This window comes from Arthrobacter sp. NtRootA1, from assembly GCF_019976975.1.
GTDB lineage: Bacteria > Actinomycetota > Actinomycetes > Actinomycetales > Micrococcaceae > Arthrobacter > Arthrobacter aromaticivorans.
Genome location: NZ_AP024630.1, coordinates 1,942,061 through 1,959,486 on the forward strand (window position 1 = coordinate 1,942,061; position 17,426 = coordinate 1,959,486).

A 17,426-nucleotide genomic window follows, 5' to 3' on the forward strand; every position below is an offset into this window, starting at 1 on the left:
TCAGCAGCACACTACTTAGGGTAGGTATATGAGACGCGCGAAAATTGTGGCAACTTTCGGCCCGGCAATCTCCAGCTACGACAACACTCTCGCAGTGTTGGAAGCCGGCGTTGACGTTGCCCGCATGAACATGAGCCACGGCGACTACTCCGTGCACGACAACACCTACGAGAATGTCCGCAAGGCTGCGGCGCAGCTGCACAAGCCCGTGGCCATCATGGCTGACCTCCAGGGTCCCAAGATCCGCCTTGGCCGTTTTGTCGACGGCCCGCATGAGCTGGCTGTCGGCGACACATTCACCATCACCACCGAAGATGTCCCCGGCACCAAGGACATCTGCTCCACCACCCTGAAGAGCCTCACCGAAGACGTCAACGTGGGCGACGCCCTCCTGATCGACGACGGCAAGGTTGCACTTCGCGCCATTGAGGTAGACGACGTCAAGGTTGTCGCCACCGTTACCGTCGGCGGCAAGGTGTCCAACAACAAGGGCATCAACCTGCCCGGTGTCGCCGTCAACGTCCCCGCTCTGAGCGAAAAGGACGAGGATGACCTCCGTTGGGCCCTCAAGCGTGGCGCGGACCTGGTTGCCTTGTCCTTCGTCCGTGACGCCTCGGACATCAAGCGCGTCCACGAGATCATGGACGAAGAAGGCCGCCGCGTTCCGGTGATCGCCAAGATCGAAAAGCCCCAGGCCGTGGACCAGCTTCACGAAATCATCGACGCGTTCGACGCCATCATGGTTGCCCGTGGCGACCTCGGTGTTGAGCTCCCGCTCGAAGAGGTGCCGATCGTCCAGAAGCGCGCCATTGAACTGGCACGCCGCTGGGCCAAGCCGGTCATCGTGGCAACGCAGGTCCTGGAATCCATGATCGACAACCCGCGTCCGACGCGTGCCGAGGCTTCTGACTGCGCAAACGCAGTTCTCGACGGTGCCGACGCAGTCATGCTGTCCGGCGAAACCTCCGTTGGCCAGTACCCCATCGAAACCGTCAAGGTCATGGCCCGGATCATCGAGTCCACCGAAGAACACGGCCTCGAGCGCGTCCCCCCGCTGGGCACCAAGCCCAAGACCCGTGGTGGCGCCATCACCCGTGCCGCCGTCGAAATCGCCGACCAGCTGGACGCAAAGTACATCTGTACCTTCACCCAGTCCGGTGACTCGGCACGCCGTTTGTCGCGCCTGCGTCCGGTCAAGCCGGTCTTCGCGTTCACGCCCGTTGAGCACGTATGGAACCAGTTGGCCCTCACCTGGGGTATCCAGCCGGTGCTGGTTCCCTCCGTGGGCCACACCGACGAAATGACCGCACAGGTGGACCGCAGCCTCCTGGACATGAAGATCGTCGATGAAGGCGACCTCGTTGTCATCGCTGCCGGTTCCCCTCCAGGACAGGCCGGTTCCACGAACTCGCTGAAGGTCCATAAGGTGGGCGACCTCGCCGATACGTCCAAGGTTGATGCTTCGCGCAAGGAACCTGTGGGTCCGTGGCCCGAAAAGAAGAGCAAGACCAGGGACTAAGTTCCTCGGTTTGAAAGCGGGCCCCGCCGTTTGGCGGGGCCCGCTTTGTTTTGGGTTGTTTCGTCACTTGGACGGGCACGACGGCGGCCGGTCACCCTTCGCGCTTGGGTGACCGGCCGCCGTCGTTTATTGCTTGGTGCTAGTTGACCTGGTTGATGATCGTTTCGGCAACTTCACGCATGCTCAGGCGACGGTCCATGGACGTCTTCTGGATCCAGCGGAAAGCTTCCGGCTCAGTCAGGCCCATCTTGGTGGTCAGGAGGCTCTTGGCGCGTTCTACGAGCTTGCGCGTGGCGAACTGCTCCTGAAGGTCTGAAACCTCGTTTTCGAGCGCCTTGATCTCCTCGTGGCGGGACAGAGCGATCTCAATGGCCGGGATGAGGTCAGCCGGCGTAAACGGCTTCACAACGTAGGCCATGGCACCGGCGTCGCGGGCACGCTCCACGAGTTCCTTCTGGCTGAAAGCAGTCAACAGGACAACGGGGGCGATGCGGGCCTTGACGATCTTCTCTGCCGCTGAGATGCCGTCCATAACGGGCATCTTCACATCCATGAGGACGAGGTCCGGCTTCAGCTCTTCGGCCAGCTGTACGGCCTTCTCGCCGTTATCTGCCTCGCCGACGACGTCGTACCCTTCGCCCTTCAGGATCTCGATGATGTCCAAGCGGATGAGGGTCTCATCCTCGGCTACGACAACGCGTCGGGCCGGCTGGGCTGCGGGTGTGGACTCCGTCTGTTCGGTCACGGGATCTCCTTGAAAAGGTTCGGCGGGTTCATGTCCATCTTAGTGTGGACCGCTGCGGCACATGATTTTGTTGCACTCGCGCGCCCGGTTCTTTGATTTAGCCTATCTGCATGTAGAGTAGTTTCGCGTGCTGGGAACGGATCGCGTTGCTCACAGAAATGAGGGCAGTCAGCGAGAATTAACTTCCCGGTAATCCGCGCCCGAGTGGCGGAATTGGCAGACGCGCCGCACTCAAAATGCGGTATCGAAAGGTGTGTGGGTTCGAGTCCCACCTCGGGCACGATGTTGTCGCAGGTCAGGGGCCTATATGGCCCCTGACTGTTGACAAAACCCCCAAATCTGTTGACACGGAACTAGCATTTTTGTGTGGCTAGTATCCGGAAACGCGTCAAAAAAGACGGCTCATCGTCGTTCATGGTGGTCTGGCGTGACCCCAAAATCCGGAAGCAACAGGGCATCACTGTCGACTCCGAGCACGAGGCCGAAACTCTGAAGCGGTTGCTCGATGCGAACGGTCAATCCTTCGAAATTGCGCAGCAGGCACTCCTCGACAATTCGAAGCGCATCCCGACCGTGGCTGACGTCATTCAGGAGCACATCGACCTTCTGGTTCGACCGTCCAGCGGCACTGTGAAGACGTATCAGACCATGCTGGATCTCCATGTGAAACTCGTCATCGGCCACGTCCCCGTCGACAAGCTCGACTACAGGATGATCGCCTACTGGGTGAAGTCGATGGTTGCCAAGGGACGCTCGCCGAAGACGATCAAGAACGTGCATGGCCTGATTTCTGCGTCGATGAACACGGCGGAGATGCTCGGCTACATCAACCGGAATCCGTGCAGGGGAGTCCAGTTGCCGAGCGTGGAGAAGGCCGAGGACGAGATGATGTTCCTCACCCATGCGGAGTTCGGTTTGATCATGGAGGGCATGGGGGAGCGGTATCGCGATTTCACGAACTTCCTCGTGATGACAGGAACACGGTTCGGGGAAGCCACGGCGTTGACTGTCGCTGATATTGACCTTCTCGGTAAACCGGCGACGGCGCGAATCAACAAGGCCTGGAAACGTGACGGGCGGAACCAGTTCTATATCGGGCCAACGAAGACAGGTGCCGGCAAACGAACGATCGGCCTGAACCCCGCGCTGGTGGACCTGCTGATTCCTTTGGTGGCAGGGCGTCCGAGCAAGGACCTGCTTTTCGCCACTCCCAAGGGGGAGCGAATCGTGCACAAGCTGTATTGGCACCACTACTGGGTACCTGCGGTGAAGGCTGCTCAGCTTCGCGGGCTCCGGAAGGAACCTCGCATTCACGACCTGCGGCATACGCATGCGTCGTGGTTGATCCAAGACGGGGTACCCATTTTTACGATTTCACGACGGCTGGGGCACGCTTCCATCAAGACTACGGAGCAGGTCTACGGGCATCTCATGCCGGAGGCGCTGCAGGTTGGTGCCGACGCGACGGAACGGCAGGTTGCGGCGTTTATGCGCTGAAGCCGCCCTGATCGCTCAGGAGACGAGACGGTTGCGAGCTCGTGTGCCGATGAGGCGGGTGCTGCTCGTACTGGCAGTGTGCGCCGAAGGTGACGGATGGGAATTAGGCAGGATCTCGCTGAGCCTGGCTATTTCTGCGATGTGTTCCGAGGTGAACACTATCTTGCCTTTGCCCCAGCAAGCGTGCGGGAAACGGCCTGCCGCCGCGCCATCACGCAGCCATCCTTCGCTGCAACGCATGAGAGCCGCAGCTTCAGCTGGTTCGAAGAACTCCAAGTCCATGTCGCTCCGATCTCGTCTTGTGCACCGGGAGTTCATTTCCATCCATGCGCGGAAGGACATGATGAGCATGCAAACGTTGGGTGACATCGCGCAGCTTGTCCGATGCCAGGCCTTACACTTCTCGCCTCGAGCAGGTCGAACAAAAGTAGCTTTGGAGCGTCAGCCGAGGCTCTCGCCTGGCTTCGCTGCTGATAGAGACAACCAGCAGTACGTGAAACGCGTATGGATTCTGGGAGGTGGCTTATAGGGAGAGTTGTTGCACTGGCCGCGTTGAATGGCGAGCAGTATGGCCATGTGAAAAGCTAGCTTCGTCGAAGGGGAGTTCAATCATGCAGGACAATGCTTTCACACAGGCCGAGGCTGCCGAGTTGCTGCAACAAATGGTGCAGGCGCCGGTCTCAACGACTCCACCTCAAGGCGGGGCCTGGGCAGACGTGGACGGTCCCTCGCTCTTGGCAGCGGCCAGCACTCTCCAGCTGATTCCCTCCAATGCCCATTTTTTGACCCGCCTGCAACGACTGGCTGCGGCCGCGGCCCGCCTTCCGGAAAATCCGAGGGCTCGACGGCTCTCGTCGTCACTGATCAAAAAGTTGCTGGCGGACCCTTTCGTGTCCGGTTCTAGCGTGCTTTCCCAGGAAGACCCATATGAGGGCATCTACGTTGCAGAGGTCCCCTATACCGGCGGTCCTCGGCTGGTCATCGAAGGGATCTCTGAGGGCGCAGGGGCACGCATCTCGGCAGCCTTGCTTGCGGCGCTAAGCGGTTCGGTCCAAGGCGTGTTCCCAGAGGGCTATCTTGTCCGCGTCAAGGCTCTGGCCAGGTGCGTCCTTGACCTCAGCCATAGCCTCTGCGTTTCGGTGGGCCTGGAGCGTGGGTCCATAACACTGGATCGTGGTCGCGGGGTGACCGTTCCAAGCGCAGACGGGCTTGCTGTTCTGTCGGAAAACGTTCGGTTCGAAGCGAACCGGCTGTGGGCTAGTCTGCCCGACCATGTGCGCGAGTACCTCGACGACATGCTCGTTCAGGATGCAGCAGATTTGCCTGCCTGGCGTCAGGGGGAAGTGATTGACGATGCCATTATTCTCAAGCCGCTGATCAGATCCGGAAGCACCCTCGTCCTTGCCTCACCGGGGCATCTGATGGCCTGCCTGAACCATCACATCATCAGTGAGAGCCATGAATGGGGCTGCTCGGAGGACTTGGCCGCGGCCCTGTGCGAGGTTACCGCGCACGGTGCCTGGTCGCTGCTATCCGGCATGTGTGACGAACCCCTGGGAGTGACCGAGTCGGGCCAAGGCTACATCCGGAGCGTCGGAATCTTCGACCAAGATAAGACACTCGACCTTATTTGCCTGGTGGATGATCTCACCGAATATGACAGGTTGACCATTTTTCAACCGTGGAAGGCACCTGCCCTTTCCCAGCGGATCCACGAACTCTTCGCGGCCGGTGACTCCGCCCCGGAAAAGACCCTACGCATCGTGGTCTACCAAGGCGTGGGCAGGGACATGATGTTCGCGATCCCGAATTCCGATACCCCGGCACCGACGTTGTTCCTGCCATTTGATGATCTCGAAGTGATTCTCCAGAGCCCAGGAACTGACCGGATGACGCTCTGGTACTTCGCGGTTTCGTGGGATCGGCTAGAAAGGGAAGTCCGGGTGCTGCACTTCTCAGCCGTCGACGTGTACGCGTTCTACCGGGAACATGGCGACAGCTTCTACATTGACGATGGTCCCAGACCGGGAATGATCAGCTTCGATCCCGGTTATGGTCAGAAACTCCGGATCGACAATCACACCAGAATCAATCGTCACTGGGTGATCGACCCCCAAGCCAGGGTCCTATCTGAGGCGTACGCAATCCATGGCCGCAGTTCATCACCAGTACATCTGGTTGTCGGATCCAACCGCTCCTCCATGATCGTCGATATGGGCGAAGTCCAGGTATGGGTTCGTCTTGCACGGACCAACAAACGCCACGGACCGGCCTCCACCTACGATCTCGGCCAGGCGGTGGCGTTCTGGGTATGGCAACTGCTCATGGCCAACCCGGGGTTGCTCGCACCGCGCTTCGTCGATGGCAGGGCCGTCGAAATCGAAGTGAGCTTGCGCGAACCGGACAGTGAGGCCTCGGCCCCCGAGAAGCCGTGGATTTCGGTGGTCGAGGAGTCTTCAGGGCTTCTGAGGCTAAGTTTCGGGGAACCTCCACGGGCCGGCGAGAGTGCCCCCACGAACTACCTCGACCGGGAAATGGTGAAGTCGTTGCTCGAAGCCCTGGTGCCTGTGCAGGCGGGAGATCGGGCTGTGCGGGAGCAATTGCTGGAAGAAGTTGCTCCTGCTGGGCCCAAGCAGATGATCCATCTCTACGGTGCGGGGGCGGACGCGGTGGAACTCCCCGGCAGCTTACCTGAGGCGCGCCGACTGCAGTCCGCGCCGGTGGCCAGGCTGCTAGACAATCTGGGCGACTATTTGACGGGCGTTTTGGGGCTCGTGCCCGGTCCTGTTGACGTTGATCAACGCACACACTTTCTCAACGACACCGTGAACAGATGGTTGATGGATAACCTCCATGAAACCGTGGGCGATCTGAGCCCCGAGGGTCTGCTGGAGCGACTGATCACCTTAGATGAAGCTCTGGCTTCCGAAACGGCACGTGAGCCCGCGCAGTTACGTGCCCGCTTGGCATGCTTCGAACCCCAGGATGGCCAAGTGCAGAAACACCAAAGCACAGCGGTGGCTTCATCCTTAGCAAGCCGGTTCATTATTGAATACGTCACAGCATTCACGCCTTCCGGGAACCTGCCACTGACCGGCGAGACCTACGACAATCTGTTGGCTCTGGGCAGCGAAATCATCAACAAGGGCATGCTCTCGGACGCCCTGCGGCACAACATCTCGGACGCCGAAATCGGAGTCCTGGAGTCCGGTCGGCTTGGAATTTCCAGGGACGAGGACCAGTATCACAGCGCCCTTACTCATTACGGAAACACCAGGGCCCATGATACGTTCACGGTTGCTGTCGGCGGTCTCCGGGAGGGTGGCGATGACAGCACGGATCCGCTGGAAGAGGCAGACGTCTTAGCGGAAGGTGAGTTCGGATTCAGTTACACCGACCTTGCCCAGGCATGTGGACAGATCATCGCGCTGGGGGATGCCGGTACTTTCAACGACGTGGTGGTGGTGCGAGAGGTTGACGTTCGCCAGATACTGAAGTCAGAACTCGGTTGGGTCGACACGAAAGTAGAGTCCCTGCTGGCCGCCACCAGTTTGAGTCATACGGCCACCACTGCCGAGGAATACTGGAAAAACGGTACCCGCGTGTTTCCTTGGCGGTTCAACCGGGACCTTTCCTATCTCAGGCGCCCACTCCTGCGTCGAGTTTCATCTGGCGAGGCTGAGTTGGTTTCCGGGCGCCGGCGGCTCTGGCAGACAGCATCTTTTTGGCTCGAACAGTACAGGACCGGCAGGCTTCAGGCCAAGACCAAGCCCATGAAGGCGGCCCTAAACAAGATCAGAAGCGCTAAAGGTGCTTCTTTTGAGCTGACGGTCGCCGACAGGCTCAGGGCAGTCGGGCTCAGCGGTGTCAGGAGCCGGTTGAGCAAGATTGGCCGGCACGACTTCAGGAACATCGACGGCGCCGACCTGGGGGACATTGACGCTATCGGCGTCCATGAGCGGCGCCGGAAAATCTACGTCGTCGAGGCCAAAGACTTCGAAGTCGCACGGACTCCTGCCGAACTCGCCAATGAAATCGACAATTTACTGCTGTCCGACAAAGCAGCGGTCAAGCGGCTTGCGTTGCGCGCGGACTGGGTCCGGCGGCACATCCCGACAACCCTCACCCAACTGGGCATAACGGTGCAGAAGGGCAGTTGGACTGTGGCCCCGCTGGTCATCGTTGATGAACGTCTGTTGTCAGCTCGGCTCTCAAACGCTGAATTTCCGATATTGAGCCTCTCAGAAGTGGAGGCTTACCTGAGCGGCAGCAATGACCGGCCCGCGCGACGCACCCGGTGATGCTGCCGCCCTGCCGGGCCGCTGCGCGAAGATCTTCCGCACGCCCACGATGTGCTGCCTATGCCGAGTGTTGCTGAGGGTTCCGTGGGACGGGATAGTATTGCCTGCGGCCATATGCCCGCCCGGACCCAGTCTCCGAAGAACTCTAGGCCGGTCCGGGCCCGCCGGCGTTATCCGACGTGGAATTCCTTCGACTGTTCTCTGCCGTCCTCGGTCCACAGCAGCCGGACTATGGGCTGGCCGGAGCCGAACATCATCGCTATTGGAAATTTGCGCATCTGCTCCCGGTGGATGGTTATTGGGCCGTCTTCGCCCCGAGCCAGGACCAGGCCCGCGTCCGGGTTGGCAACCTCAACCCGGACATTCTCGGCGTCTTTGCCGCCCCTGTTTGTGATCTCGAGCCATCGGCGGGTGGTGTATTGCTGCTTGCCCTGCCGGCTCAGCCCTTTCGCTTCGCGGGCGTCGCGAGGTTGCACAAGCAGGTCCACTCCCGTGATCGGCTTCGGGGTGTTAACCGTCCCGAGGTCAAGTTGCGCCAAGTCGAACTCGATTGCCTTCCAGACTTCATGGCTCAGTTCGTTGGGCGTGCTGAATTCTCCAAGAAGCCCTTTCTTGAGCAGCGCATTCTTAAATTCACGCACGGCGCCCAGTTGTTCGACGTTCACGTCGTTGGGCAGCGGGCCATTCGAGAAGTAAACGTGGACGTGCTTGCCCTGCTGTTCGGCACGTTCGATCTCCTCGACGGTGCCCGAGATTGCCTCGCCGGTGGGGCTGCCCAGACGGCTGCCGAAGAGCGCGATAACTATGTCGGACTGATCAACACCCTGGGCGTTGATGAGCGCCTGTGGCCGATTTCCCAGGGTGGGAACCGCATTGTCCTCCCAACGCCACGGCAGCAGAACAATCTGGCGGTTGCGGGAGTGCGCTACGTTCCAGCTTCTGATGGCCTCTTCGACAGCGTCACGGGCCTGCGGCAAGTCGGAAGGGGAAGCGATCATCACGCTGAGAACGTTCGCGGGGTATGTCATGCCCAAATCCTAAATGGGCTCCCGTGACGAAGCGGGCTCTGTTCGCCCGCAGCCAACATCGTCGCACCTGGCCCGCAAGCACGTCGACTGTCAAAGTCTTGGTTCGGGCCTTTGTCGCACACCAGCGCTCATCGCCATCAGACTGCCAGCGCTTTGCCAGCGGATCAGCAGCGGCCGTCTATCCGCAGTTGATTGGCTGGCCCCCTTCCTCAGGCGAGTCCGTTCTACGTCCGGGCAACAGAAGTCTAATGGAGGGCCAGTTTCCCAGAGCCGGTTCGGGGACCGGCACAAGGTGTCACCTATCAGGAACGTCTGTTCTGGCGCTTCCTGTAGTGAAATTTCGCTGAATCCCGGGGACCTGGAGGCTGAACGGCAGCCTCGTTACGTTGTATGTGATTGTCCAGAAAGCGGCGGACTAACACGCCCCCTAACAGCTCTAGGGGGCCTCCGGTGGGGACATTGTTGCCACAAGGGGCACGTACAGATCATGAACTACACGTGGCTATTGATAAATACACGTAGTAGACGTAATTTTGGGGTGGGGAACTCGGTAACTGAAGAAGGAATGATCAGGATGTCTGTCCAAGTGGAAACCGAAGGGCTCACGCTGCCCCTGGAGATATACAACATCGCCGAGGTAGATGATGCTGGCGGCGTGCATGTGGAGTGTCAGATGACGGGCGCTTTCATCGTCGACCTGTACCGCAGTGGACTCCTTGCGCTCACGGGTAATATTCGGCCAGCACATATGCAGGCAAACCTTCGCGGTAAGACGAAAGCGAAGGTCAACAAGTGGACCAGCGAACTCCTCGCCAACGACGCGATCATTGGCAACATATCCGTGAGGCTAGACCCCAGCAAGTCGGATGTGACTACATGGTACGACGATGAGGCAGGGCAAACGAACCTGACTATCACGTCCGGAGTCCTTGATTGCGCGGTTGATTCCCTTTCGCGGATCAAATCCATCCTGGCGGCAGCAGACAATCAGCTTGGAAGCTTTGATTTATCTACCCGGTTCCAGGTGAGGATCTGGATGCTCGATGACACCATGGCCAAGAAGGTTGCCACGATCTACAACACCCGGGGTGACAAGGTTAATGATTCGACAGCCAAATATGCATACTCCGAAACAAAGGAACAGGAGTTAGCGCGACGTTTGGTTAATGGCAGCGAACACTTAGGCCAAGACAACGTGGAAGTCCTTTCCAACTCGGTGTCGGCCAGTTCCCACAAGCTCTGTGCCTACAACACTATCAGCGGAGCGATCGAGACGTTATGGAGCGGCGGGCCCGTAACTGCTGCCGACCTCGAAGCACAGGCAGCATGGCTCGTCAGTGCGTGGGACTCTCTTGTGAAGGTCCGCCCCGAATTCGGAAAGCTCTCAACCCCGGCACGACAGGACCAGCGCCGCAGCACTATTAGTTCCAGCGCCGTCGCGATTTACGGCATGATCGGCACGATGTCGACTATGTACGCACAGCGCCTCGACCCGGAAGTAACCTTCCGAAGGATCCAGTCAGGTGACGGTGCAGACCTGCTCGCCTGGGACAATACGGATTGGACCAGCGCAGGAGTTGTCACGCCCAGTGGCTCGGTTTCCGGAAAACGGACAACCAGGAACAGCTTCGCCGCCCGTCGCGCGGCGGTTCGGATACTCCACCAAGCGATGGGGATCAGCACGGACGCATGACCGTCGAATGGCAGCAGGCTTTGGAGAGTCTGCCTGATTCACTTTCGCATCGTGAAACCGAGGTCAGAAACAATGCCGCGGTCGAGAGTACGCTCGATCGGCGACGAGCGGGAACGCCGAGTCAGATTTGTTCCCTATGTGGGCAGTAGTCATCGGCGAGCACCATGGCCTGAGCGCAGCATTACGTTAGTTCGACGTAGGCAATCAGGGCTATCCCTGCGCTTGGGCGTTACACCCAGTACGAAGTTGTTCATCATTAGGTAGCCAATGAGGGAATCACCCCAATATTGCCTTAGCATGTTTCCACCGCGCCGCTTGCCGGGCTGTTCTCCAGGATGGTAGTTCCATTTGTGGTCCAGCGATTGGCCAGTGCTGATGGTTCGTCCGACGTTCACGTGCGCGCGGGCTTCTTCGCCGGAACTCCACGGATCTACTGTCTGAGGGTCCGACATAGGTAATTTGCTCCGTGCCTCAGGAGCAGTTGCCCGGGTCTCCAATGACATGATTGTTGAAGTTCGGCGATGACTATCGGGCGTCTCTGGACATGTCCAAAGGCAGGGAGTTCAATGGGTCCTAAGGGTTCGTGCTTGGCCATTGGCAGTAGCGTTCGGCCATCATCGAACCGGGACGAGCATGACCGGGAATGCCCATGCAATGCAACCCATATCACTCTGGACAATCGCCAGCCCAACGCGCCGCGAGTGCCTTTGACTCCTTGGCGCTACCGACTCACCTGAGCTTGGAGCGCCTCGTCAGTGTGGTCGAAGGTGTCCGGCAACGTCCCATCGAAATTGCGGCGGCGGGATTTCTGAACGGCGGGTCCGTGTGCGGATTGTGGCTTTCGACGGACGAAGTCGAAGTCATCCTGCACGCAGTCAGCCCGTCTGGGCTGCACCGGCAGCAGTTCGTGCTGCACGAACTGGGGCATATGGTCTTACGGCACGATGAACTCGTCGTTCCGGTGGATTACGTCGGCGTTCTGTTCCCGAACCTTCCGGCAGGTTTAGTCCGCCGTGTTCTGGCACGAACCAGCTTTAGTGATGAGCTCGAGGCGGCTGCGGAATCACTCGCGGACCTCTTCGCGGCAGCGATCAGGAACAGCGCCAGGGAACCGAGGTCGTTCGAGAGGGTATTCGGATGATCCAGATTACGGTCGCGGCCTTGATTTGGCTGCTGGTCGTTTGCCTACTTCCCGGAGTGCGCCGTCGGACGGACCACAGCGTGTTGATTGCGGCCATCACGATTGCTGTGGCACTCACGCTGAACGTCGACCCGGTCTACTCGAGTCTTGACGCAGCAATCGGCGGCCGAAACTACGTAGACCTTTTGGCAAATGTCTCCATGGTCGTTGGCATCTACTTCCTCTCAAGGGCAATTATCCGGGCAGCGACCCCGAACGATATTGGCTGGCGGCGACACACGCCTGGCACTGTTCTCCTGGGCACCGTGATTGTGGGGCTCGCATTCAGCTTCAGCTTCATCTCCACGCATGGAAGCTCGACGCGTTTCATGCTGGACTACGGCGATCAGTTCCCAGCTGCCTTGTACTCAGCCATCCAGTTCGTTTACATCGGTTATGTGGTCAGTGTCACCGGAGCTACGTGCTTCCGATTCCGACCCGGCATGTCGAGGCCCTACTACCGTCTGGCATTCACGTTCATCGGTGTCGGCTGCGCGCTAGCGGTTCTGCTCGTATCGCTAGTGCTGGTCATGGACACCCTGCATCTGCAGGGGCGGCTCGACGCCATGCGCGCAGTATCGCCTGCTTACGACGCGACCGTGGTTGCAGCACTGGCCTTCCTGTGTGTGGGCCTGGCAATCCCTCCTGTTGCGCGGCGCATTCTTCGCCTTAAGGACGCGGCGACTGAGGACGATTTGGTTCGTGGCCTCGGAGTAGTCTGGGACAAGACGGCCGGGTTGCGGCAGGACGTTCGTCTACAGCTTGGAGTTGAAGACCTAGCACAGCAGGCTCCGGCACTAAAACTCCATCGGATGCTAGTGGAGGTGCAGGACGCTCTCCTCGTGGAGCCAGGATTAGCCAGTTCTTTGGATATCCGCGAGCTGAGAGTCTTGAGTGCTGCGGAGAATTATCTGGCTGGACCAATTGAGCGGGAAACAAAGGCGCGTAAGCAAAGAGGGGAGCGGGCGCTATGACGGAGGGTGCCAACGTCTCCGAGTCGCCGCAGTCAAGGTTGGCCCGGAAGCTCAACTTGCTCCTAGATCTTTACGAAGCAGGTGGAGAAGAGTCTCTGACCTATCCAAAGATCAGTAGGCACATGAGTCAGCGGGGGACCCCGCTGTCGCGATCCCGTTGGGCGTACATGCGCAGCGGCGATAGTTCACTGGCTACTGATGCCGCGTTGCTAAGAAATCTAGCTGAGTTCTTCGGTGTGGACCGAGACTACCTCCTTGACGAAGCCGGGGAGATTCCGCGGCTAGTGGATGCGCAGTTGGAGCTTCTTCGGGCCTTGCGTGAGTCCCGTGTGCGCAATTTTGCCGCCCGACAGCTGCAGGGGATCTCTCCAGAAACGCTGGAGAAGCTCCGTCAGGTGATTGACGACCGGAAGAAGCAGAAGGGCGGGAACGGTGTCGCTGGCTTATAGGCGTCTGGCTGTCGACGCCGGGCTGACCGTGGGATTGGTCGCGTTGCTGGCGGGTCTTTGCGGATCTGCGTACTTTGCGCGCCGAGTAGTCGTGCCCAAATGCAGCCGTCTCGAGGACCTTTCCATTCGGTCCGTGTACCCCGGCAGAGATGGGCAACTTCTCATTGAACTGCCGGCAACCACGCACACCAAGGCCCCTGGACGGCACAGTCTATGGTTTGCGAAGGGGACCGGGCATGCGTGTTTGGGAGCAGTGGTTGAATTGAGCCCGGACAGAGGCTCACTCACCCGCGTGGTGGAGCGCGTGGACTCCGGAAACCTTGCACAAGCGGCGGCAGGGATCTGGAGTGGTTACGTCTACTCCGAACCCGAACAACTAGGCCTGCCATACCGAAACGTTGAGATTACCGTCGACGACGGCGTGGCTCCGGCCTGGAGGTTCGACTCGCCTCCTTCTGACAGGGCTCGGATGTGGGCGATCCATATCCACGGAATGGGGGGCAGGAGAGCTGGTTGTCTTCGAGGCATACCAGTCGCCAGACGTCTGGGACTGACCTCGCTGGTTGTCTCGTTCCGAAACGACGGCGACGCACCGCCGTCGTCCGATAAGCGGTACCGACTCGGCGAAACCGAGTGGTGCGACGTCGAAGCGGCTATCCATTATGCCGTTGCCGAAGGCGCTGAGCGCATCGTGATCTTCGGGTGGTCATTGGGTGCGGCCTTAGCCCTACAAGCGGCAGCCCTTTCAGCGCACGCTCCTCGAATAGTAGGGATGGTTCTCGACGCCCCCGTCTTTGACTGGCGTTCAACGTTGCTCGCGAACGCCAAGGCCGCCGGGCTGCCACGTCCGCTCGTGCAGTTGGGGTTCGCCATCCTTCAGTCGAAAGCGCTTCGGTGGGTGACCGGTCTCGCCGAACCGATACACCTGGATGCCCTGGATTGGCTAGCGCGGGCGGGGGAGCTGAGGAAGCCGATCCTGATCCTCCATGGCAGGAAGGATGACACCACCCCGTTTGAAGCATCCAAGAGGGCTGCGACGGTGCGGCCCGACCTCGTCAGCTTGGTGGAGTTTGAGTCCGTGGGCCACTCCCTCGAGTGGAATTTCGACCCCGACAAGTGGGAGCACTCCGTTGAGGACTGGTTCCGCCTCGCGTTGGCTGACGCTAGTCCTGAACAAGCGGTGGAGTCGTAGGAGGCATTTGCACGGAGTATTGGTCGGCCAAATCGATGAGCTGGCTCTCAATAAGCGCGGGCCGAGCAGCGAAGCGCTCACCGTCCAAGTCATGAACGAGGCCGGCTAACTCGAGGAGCATGAGATGACGTCGAATGGTGGCCTTCGAAGTCTGGAGCTCTGAAGCCAAGACGGTACGGGTGGCCGGCCCGCTCCTTATCAAGAAGCGGAGTATCTGGGTGCGTGTTCGGTTCATCAGGATGGATGTCGACATGCAAACCACGGCTCGGGGTGAGAAGGTTGGAAGCTGTAGACGGGTCTACAACGACAGGATACGCCTGCGGTCCTCCGCACAACAGATTCAAACTGCAAATGATTGTGTCGGTACGGCGCTCGCGGAATACTGATGGCGAAGGAGCCATGGTCTCGGTCAGACAGGCAATCGAAAGGTGGAGCATGCCGGCGAAGGACGCTAGCCGCAACGGCGAGCCACCGCAGGCAACGCTCGCGCGGCGATTGAACCTCCTGTTGGACGTCGTTGTTGCCGAGAGGGGATCGCCGGTTACCTTCAGAGAAGTTGAGGCCGGACTCCAGGCTAGGGGCGTCAAAATCTCACGGGCCAGGTGGTTCTACATGAAGGATGGGACGGGACGCTTGGTCAGCGATCCTCAGTTGCTCACCGCCATCTGTGAGATGTTCGACGTCGATCCTTCCTATCTGCTGAACGGTGTGGAAAGCGATATTCCCGAACGCATCGATTCACAGTTGGAGTTTGTGAAGTCGTTGAGGGCGGCCCGAGTGAAGTCATTTGCCGTCAGGGCGCTGGGGGATGTCTCCCCGGAGACGTTGCGCGCTATCTCCGAGTATCTGAACAAAGACATCGATCTCCACCCACATGGAGAAAGGGCGGCAGCTATTCCTCCAGGACATAGCGAAGGTGAGCGTCCAGCAGCTCCTTGATGCGAGCGGGATTCGCTGAGTACCGCGGAGAACGGCCGTGGCGGCGCCCGGCTGGAACGTCGACGACGATCGCCCCCACCTGCTCCAGGGCGACCAGATGCTTTGCCACACTGGGTTCGCCAGCGCTGACGGAATCCACGATGTCGCCGCGTGTCGCGGGGCCGAAAGCCGTGAGGAACCTCAGTATTTCGTTCCTTGCCCTATTTCCAAAGGTGGCCACGGCTGCCTCGACGTCGGGTGACCAGGCGTCGTCGTGAGGTTGCGTAATCCGTGGCATGGCTCAATTCTTGCCCAACAACATGAAAAAAGTAAGAAGTGCACTCTTGACGATACTTAAAGTATCTTCGACAATAAATTTTAGATGCTTTCGTTGGTGGTCTGAGTTGGCTCGGCCACGACAACGTGGCCGCGGCGCGGCGGACGTTAGAGGACAGTAGCTATTTGAAGCGGTGAGGGCCGTGAGCCTAAGCGACAACATCGAGCAAGCCGAACACCTGCAGTCACGCCCCGGAACGGTGGACATCTCGCTCACTGGTCCGCCGGAACCGAGGCTGTCCGTGTCCGTTGACCAGATGATGGGAGCGGTTGAAGGGGTGCGGCGCTACGTCGTTTCTCACTTGGCTCATATCGGACGCGCATGCGATGTCGACGACGTCCTGCAGGACATCCGTGTGGCTGTCTGGAATGGAGTAGCACGGGGGAGCTACCGCGCGTTGCCTGGTGTCCCCTTTGAAGCATGGGTCCAGGGCGTGACGTCGAACATCTGCGCCGCCCACGCCCGCCGCGAGCTCAACCACAAGACCTTGCCTCTGTTGCTCGACCCCACGGGCGACGAGGTCTTGGGTTCCTGGGGCCGGCTTTCAGCGATCCTCATCGCGCAGGAGAATCCCGAAAACCAGGAGATCATCGACCATGAGTGGGCGGTTATGGTCCTGCAGTTGACTCGAGAAGCTGTGTCAACGCCAACGTGGCGGATGGCCGTTGAAAGCCTCACCGCGCCTCGCCAATATGCGCTCCCAACGCCTCACGACCGTCGTCGATGGAACGCCGTGACTGCTGTGCGCCAGACGGCGAAGACAGTCAGCCTGGCACTCGATGTCACCCCGGGCAGCATTGGCGATATTGGCCAACTCTGTCAGCGTGCGGTTGAGTGCCTCCCAAGTGTCCTCCTGCGTGAGGTCGCCAACGCGATAGTTCTTCCCGACATCCACGGATCAGAACGGCAAACAGCGATTGCTCGGCTGGCCCGGGACCTGGGCGTCACCGATCGCTATGTTGCTGTGCAGATCGGCACCGCGCGACGGCTCTACCAAACCGCTTGGCGCGTAGTCCGCAGGTCGGCCTCCTTCTAATCGGCGGATGCCTTTGCTCCGCAGCTGACATCCAATGCCTCTTAGGTGGTGATCATGAGCATTCGCAAGGCAAGTGGGGTGCGGACACGTTTAGGTCGATGGGTCTTTGGCCTGGCGATCATTTTCTTTGTTGGCTCATTGGCTCTGCTAATCGCACTGCCGTCCAAAGGGCCAGCCACAGGGGCGCCGCCAGTGGCTACTCTAGATGCTTCGTCGGATCCTGCGCCGACCACATCTCCGTCCGCCACACGTCCCTCAGCGAAACCCTCGGGAACGAGGAAGCCGTCTGTTTCACCTGCCCCCGGGCCGACGGACTTTCGGGCAGTTGCCGCTGCTGCTGCCGAGGCTATCTACACTTGGGATACCAGGACCTCGACCTACTCAGAGGTCTACGGCAGGATGCGCACTCTTTGGGTCTTGCTTCCGGATGGTTCCAATCCCTGGACCGTTCTGGTTCAAGAGTTCGAGGCAACTGGCGTAAACGCTGGATCCTTCGTGTCTTTGGCGGGCCAAGGCGCCTTTCGTGAGGCGAAATCGGAGTCGTTGACGTGCGACGA

General features: G+C 59.7%; 14 protein-coding genes and 1 tRNA gene. 11 read left to right on the plus strand and 4 right to left on the minus strand.

Annotated features, from left to right (window positions below; genetic code table 11):
- Positions 1-28 precede the first annotated feature (28 nt).
- Positions 29-1,519 carry a pyruvate kinase gene (pyk, locus tag LDN90_RS08910; RefSeq protein WP_216923233.1) on the plus strand — a complete coding sequence of 497 codons (1,491 nt, stop codon included), beginning with the start codon at positions 29-31 and terminating at the stop codon, positions 1,517-1,519.
- 139 nt (positions 1,520-1,658) lie between these two features.
- On the opposite strand, the gene LDN90_RS08915 is transcribed toward pyk, so the two are convergent.
- Entirely contained in the window at positions 1,659-2,264 is a 606-nt protein-coding gene (locus LDN90_RS08915; RefSeq protein ID WP_216923235.1) for a response regulator, read from the minus strand.
- 198 nt (positions 2,265-2,462) lie between these two features.
- Between LDN90_RS08915 and LDN90_RS08920 the strand changes: the two genes are divergently transcribed.
- Both LDN90_RS08920 and LDN90_RS08925 read left to right on the plus strand, forming a co-directional pair.
- Positions 2,463-2,544 (plus strand) — tRNA-Leu (locus LDN90_RS08920).
- 86 nt (positions 2,545-2,630) lie between these two features.
- Entirely contained in the window at positions 2,631-3,761 is a 1,131-nt protein-coding gene (locus LDN90_RS08925) for a site-specific integrase (protein WP_223948705.1), read from the plus strand.
- 15 nt (positions 3,762-3,776) lie between these two features.
- Here LDN90_RS08925 and LDN90_RS08930 read toward each other — a convergent pair whose 3' ends face one another.
- Complete coding sequence (locus LDN90_RS08930; RefSeq protein WP_223948706.1) at positions 3,777-4,043, minus strand: hypothetical protein; 267 nt, start codon at positions 4,041-4,043, stop codon at positions 3,777-3,779.
- Positions 4,044-4,372: 329 nt separating this feature from the next.
- On the opposite strand from LDN90_RS08930, the gene LDN90_RS08935 reads away from it, so the two are divergent.
- Complete coding sequence (locus tag LDN90_RS08935) at positions 4,373-8,062, plus strand: hypothetical protein (protein WP_223948707.1); 3,690 nt, start codon at positions 4,373-4,375, stop codon at positions 8,060-8,062.
- 170 nt (positions 8,063-8,232) lie between these two features.
- On the opposite strand, the gene LDN90_RS08940 is transcribed toward LDN90_RS08935, so the two are convergent.
- A complete protein-coding gene (locus tag LDN90_RS08940) occupies positions 8,233-9,090 on the minus strand; it encodes a DUF4062 domain-containing protein (protein WP_223948708.1) in 858 nt (285 codons plus the stop codon).
- A 574-nt stretch (positions 9,091-9,664) separates the two neighbouring features.
- Here LDN90_RS08940 and LDN90_RS08945 point away from each other — a divergent pair.
- The 6 genes from LDN90_RS08945 to LDN90_RS08975 all read left to right on the plus strand — a co-directional run bounded on the left by LDN90_RS08945 (position 9,665) and on the right by LDN90_RS08975 (position 15,517).
- A complete protein-coding gene (locus tag LDN90_RS08945; protein ID WP_223948709.1) occupies positions 9,665-10,783 on the plus strand; it encodes a DNA sulfur modification protein DndB in 1,119 nt (372 codons plus the stop codon).
- Positions 10,784-11,432: 649 nt separating this feature from the next.
- Positions 11,433-11,924 carry a hypothetical protein gene (locus LDN90_RS08950; RefSeq protein ID WP_223948710.1) on the plus strand — a complete coding sequence of 164 codons (492 nt, stop codon included), beginning with the start codon at positions 11,433-11,435 and terminating at the stop codon, positions 11,922-11,924.
- Positions 11,921-12,937, plus strand: a complete 1,017-nt coding sequence (locus tag LDN90_RS08955) for a hypothetical protein (protein ID WP_223948711.1) — start codon at positions 11,921-11,923, stop codon at positions 12,935-12,937. The genes LDN90_RS08950 and LDN90_RS08955 overlap by 4 nt, the downstream gene beginning before the upstream one ends.
- Before the next feature lie 122 nt (positions 12,938-13,059).
- On the plus strand, positions 13,060-13,386 hold the full coding sequence (locus LDN90_RS08960; protein ID WP_223948712.1) for a hypothetical protein: 327 nt from the start codon (positions 13,060-13,062) through the stop codon (positions 13,384-13,386).
- A gap of 253 nt (positions 13,387-13,639) precedes the next feature.
- Complete coding sequence (locus LDN90_RS08965; protein ID WP_223948713.1) at positions 13,640-14,578, plus strand: alpha/beta fold hydrolase; 939 nt, start codon at positions 13,640-13,642, stop codon at positions 14,576-14,578.
- Positions 14,579-15,013: 435 nt separating this feature from the next.
- Positions 15,014-15,517 carry a hypothetical protein gene (locus LDN90_RS08975; RefSeq protein ID WP_223948715.1) on the plus strand — a complete coding sequence of 168 codons (504 nt, stop codon included), beginning with the start codon at positions 15,014-15,016 and terminating at the stop codon, positions 15,515-15,517.
- Here the strand turns inward: LDN90_RS08975 and LDN90_RS08980 are convergent.
- Positions 15,471-15,794 carry a helix-turn-helix transcriptional regulator gene (locus LDN90_RS08980; RefSeq protein ID WP_223948716.1) on the minus strand — a complete coding sequence of 108 codons (324 nt, stop codon included), beginning with the start codon at positions 15,792-15,794 and terminating at the stop codon, positions 15,471-15,473. The genes LDN90_RS08975 and LDN90_RS08980 overlap by 47 nt on opposite strands.
- Before the next feature lie 181 nt (positions 15,795-15,975).
- Between LDN90_RS08980 and LDN90_RS08985 the strand changes: the two genes are divergently transcribed.
- Positions 15,976-16,869 (plus strand): sigma factor, encoded by an 894-nt coding sequence (locus LDN90_RS08985; RefSeq protein ID WP_223948717.1) that lies wholly within the window; start codon positions 15,976-15,978, stop codon positions 16,867-16,869.
- Positions 16,870-17,426: the final 557 nt, after the last annotated feature.

Coding starts and splice junctions, on each gene's coding strand:
- pyk (WP_216923233.1), top strand. CDS start 29: ATGAGACGCGCGAAAATTGTGGCAACTTTCGGCCCGGCAATCTCCAGC.
- LDN90_RS08930 (WP_223948706.1), bottom strand. CDS start 4,043: ATGGACTTGGAGTTCTTCGAACCAGCTGAAGCTGCGGCTCTCATGCGT.
- LDN90_RS08935 (WP_223948707.1), top strand. CDS start 4,373: ATGCAGGACAATGCTTTCACACAGGCCGAGGCTGCCGAGTTGCTGCAA.
- LDN90_RS08940 (WP_223948708.1), bottom strand. CDS start 9,090: ATGACATACCCCGCGAACGTTCTCAGCGTGATGATCGCTTCCCCTTCC.
- LDN90_RS08945 (WP_223948709.1), top strand. CDS start 9,665: ATGTCTGTCCAAGTGGAAACCGAAGGGCTCACGCTGCCCCTGGAGATA.
- LDN90_RS08950 (WP_223948710.1), top strand. CDS start 11,433: ATGCAATGCAACCCATATCACTCTGGACAATCGCCAGCCCAACGCGCC.
- LDN90_RS08955 (WP_223948711.1), top strand. CDS start 11,921: ATGATCCAGATTACGGTCGCGGCCTTGATTTGGCTGCTGGTCGTTTGC.
- LDN90_RS08960 (WP_223948712.1), top strand. CDS start 13,060: ATGAGTCAGCGGGGGACCCCGCTGTCGCGATCCCGTTGGGCGTACATG.
- LDN90_RS08975 (WP_223948715.1), top strand. CDS start 15,014: ATGCCGGCGAAGGACGCTAGCCGCAACGGCGAGCCACCGCAGGCAACG.
- LDN90_RS08980 (WP_223948716.1), bottom strand. CDS start 15,794: ATGCCACGGATTACGCAACCTCACGACGACGCCTGGTCACCCGACGTC.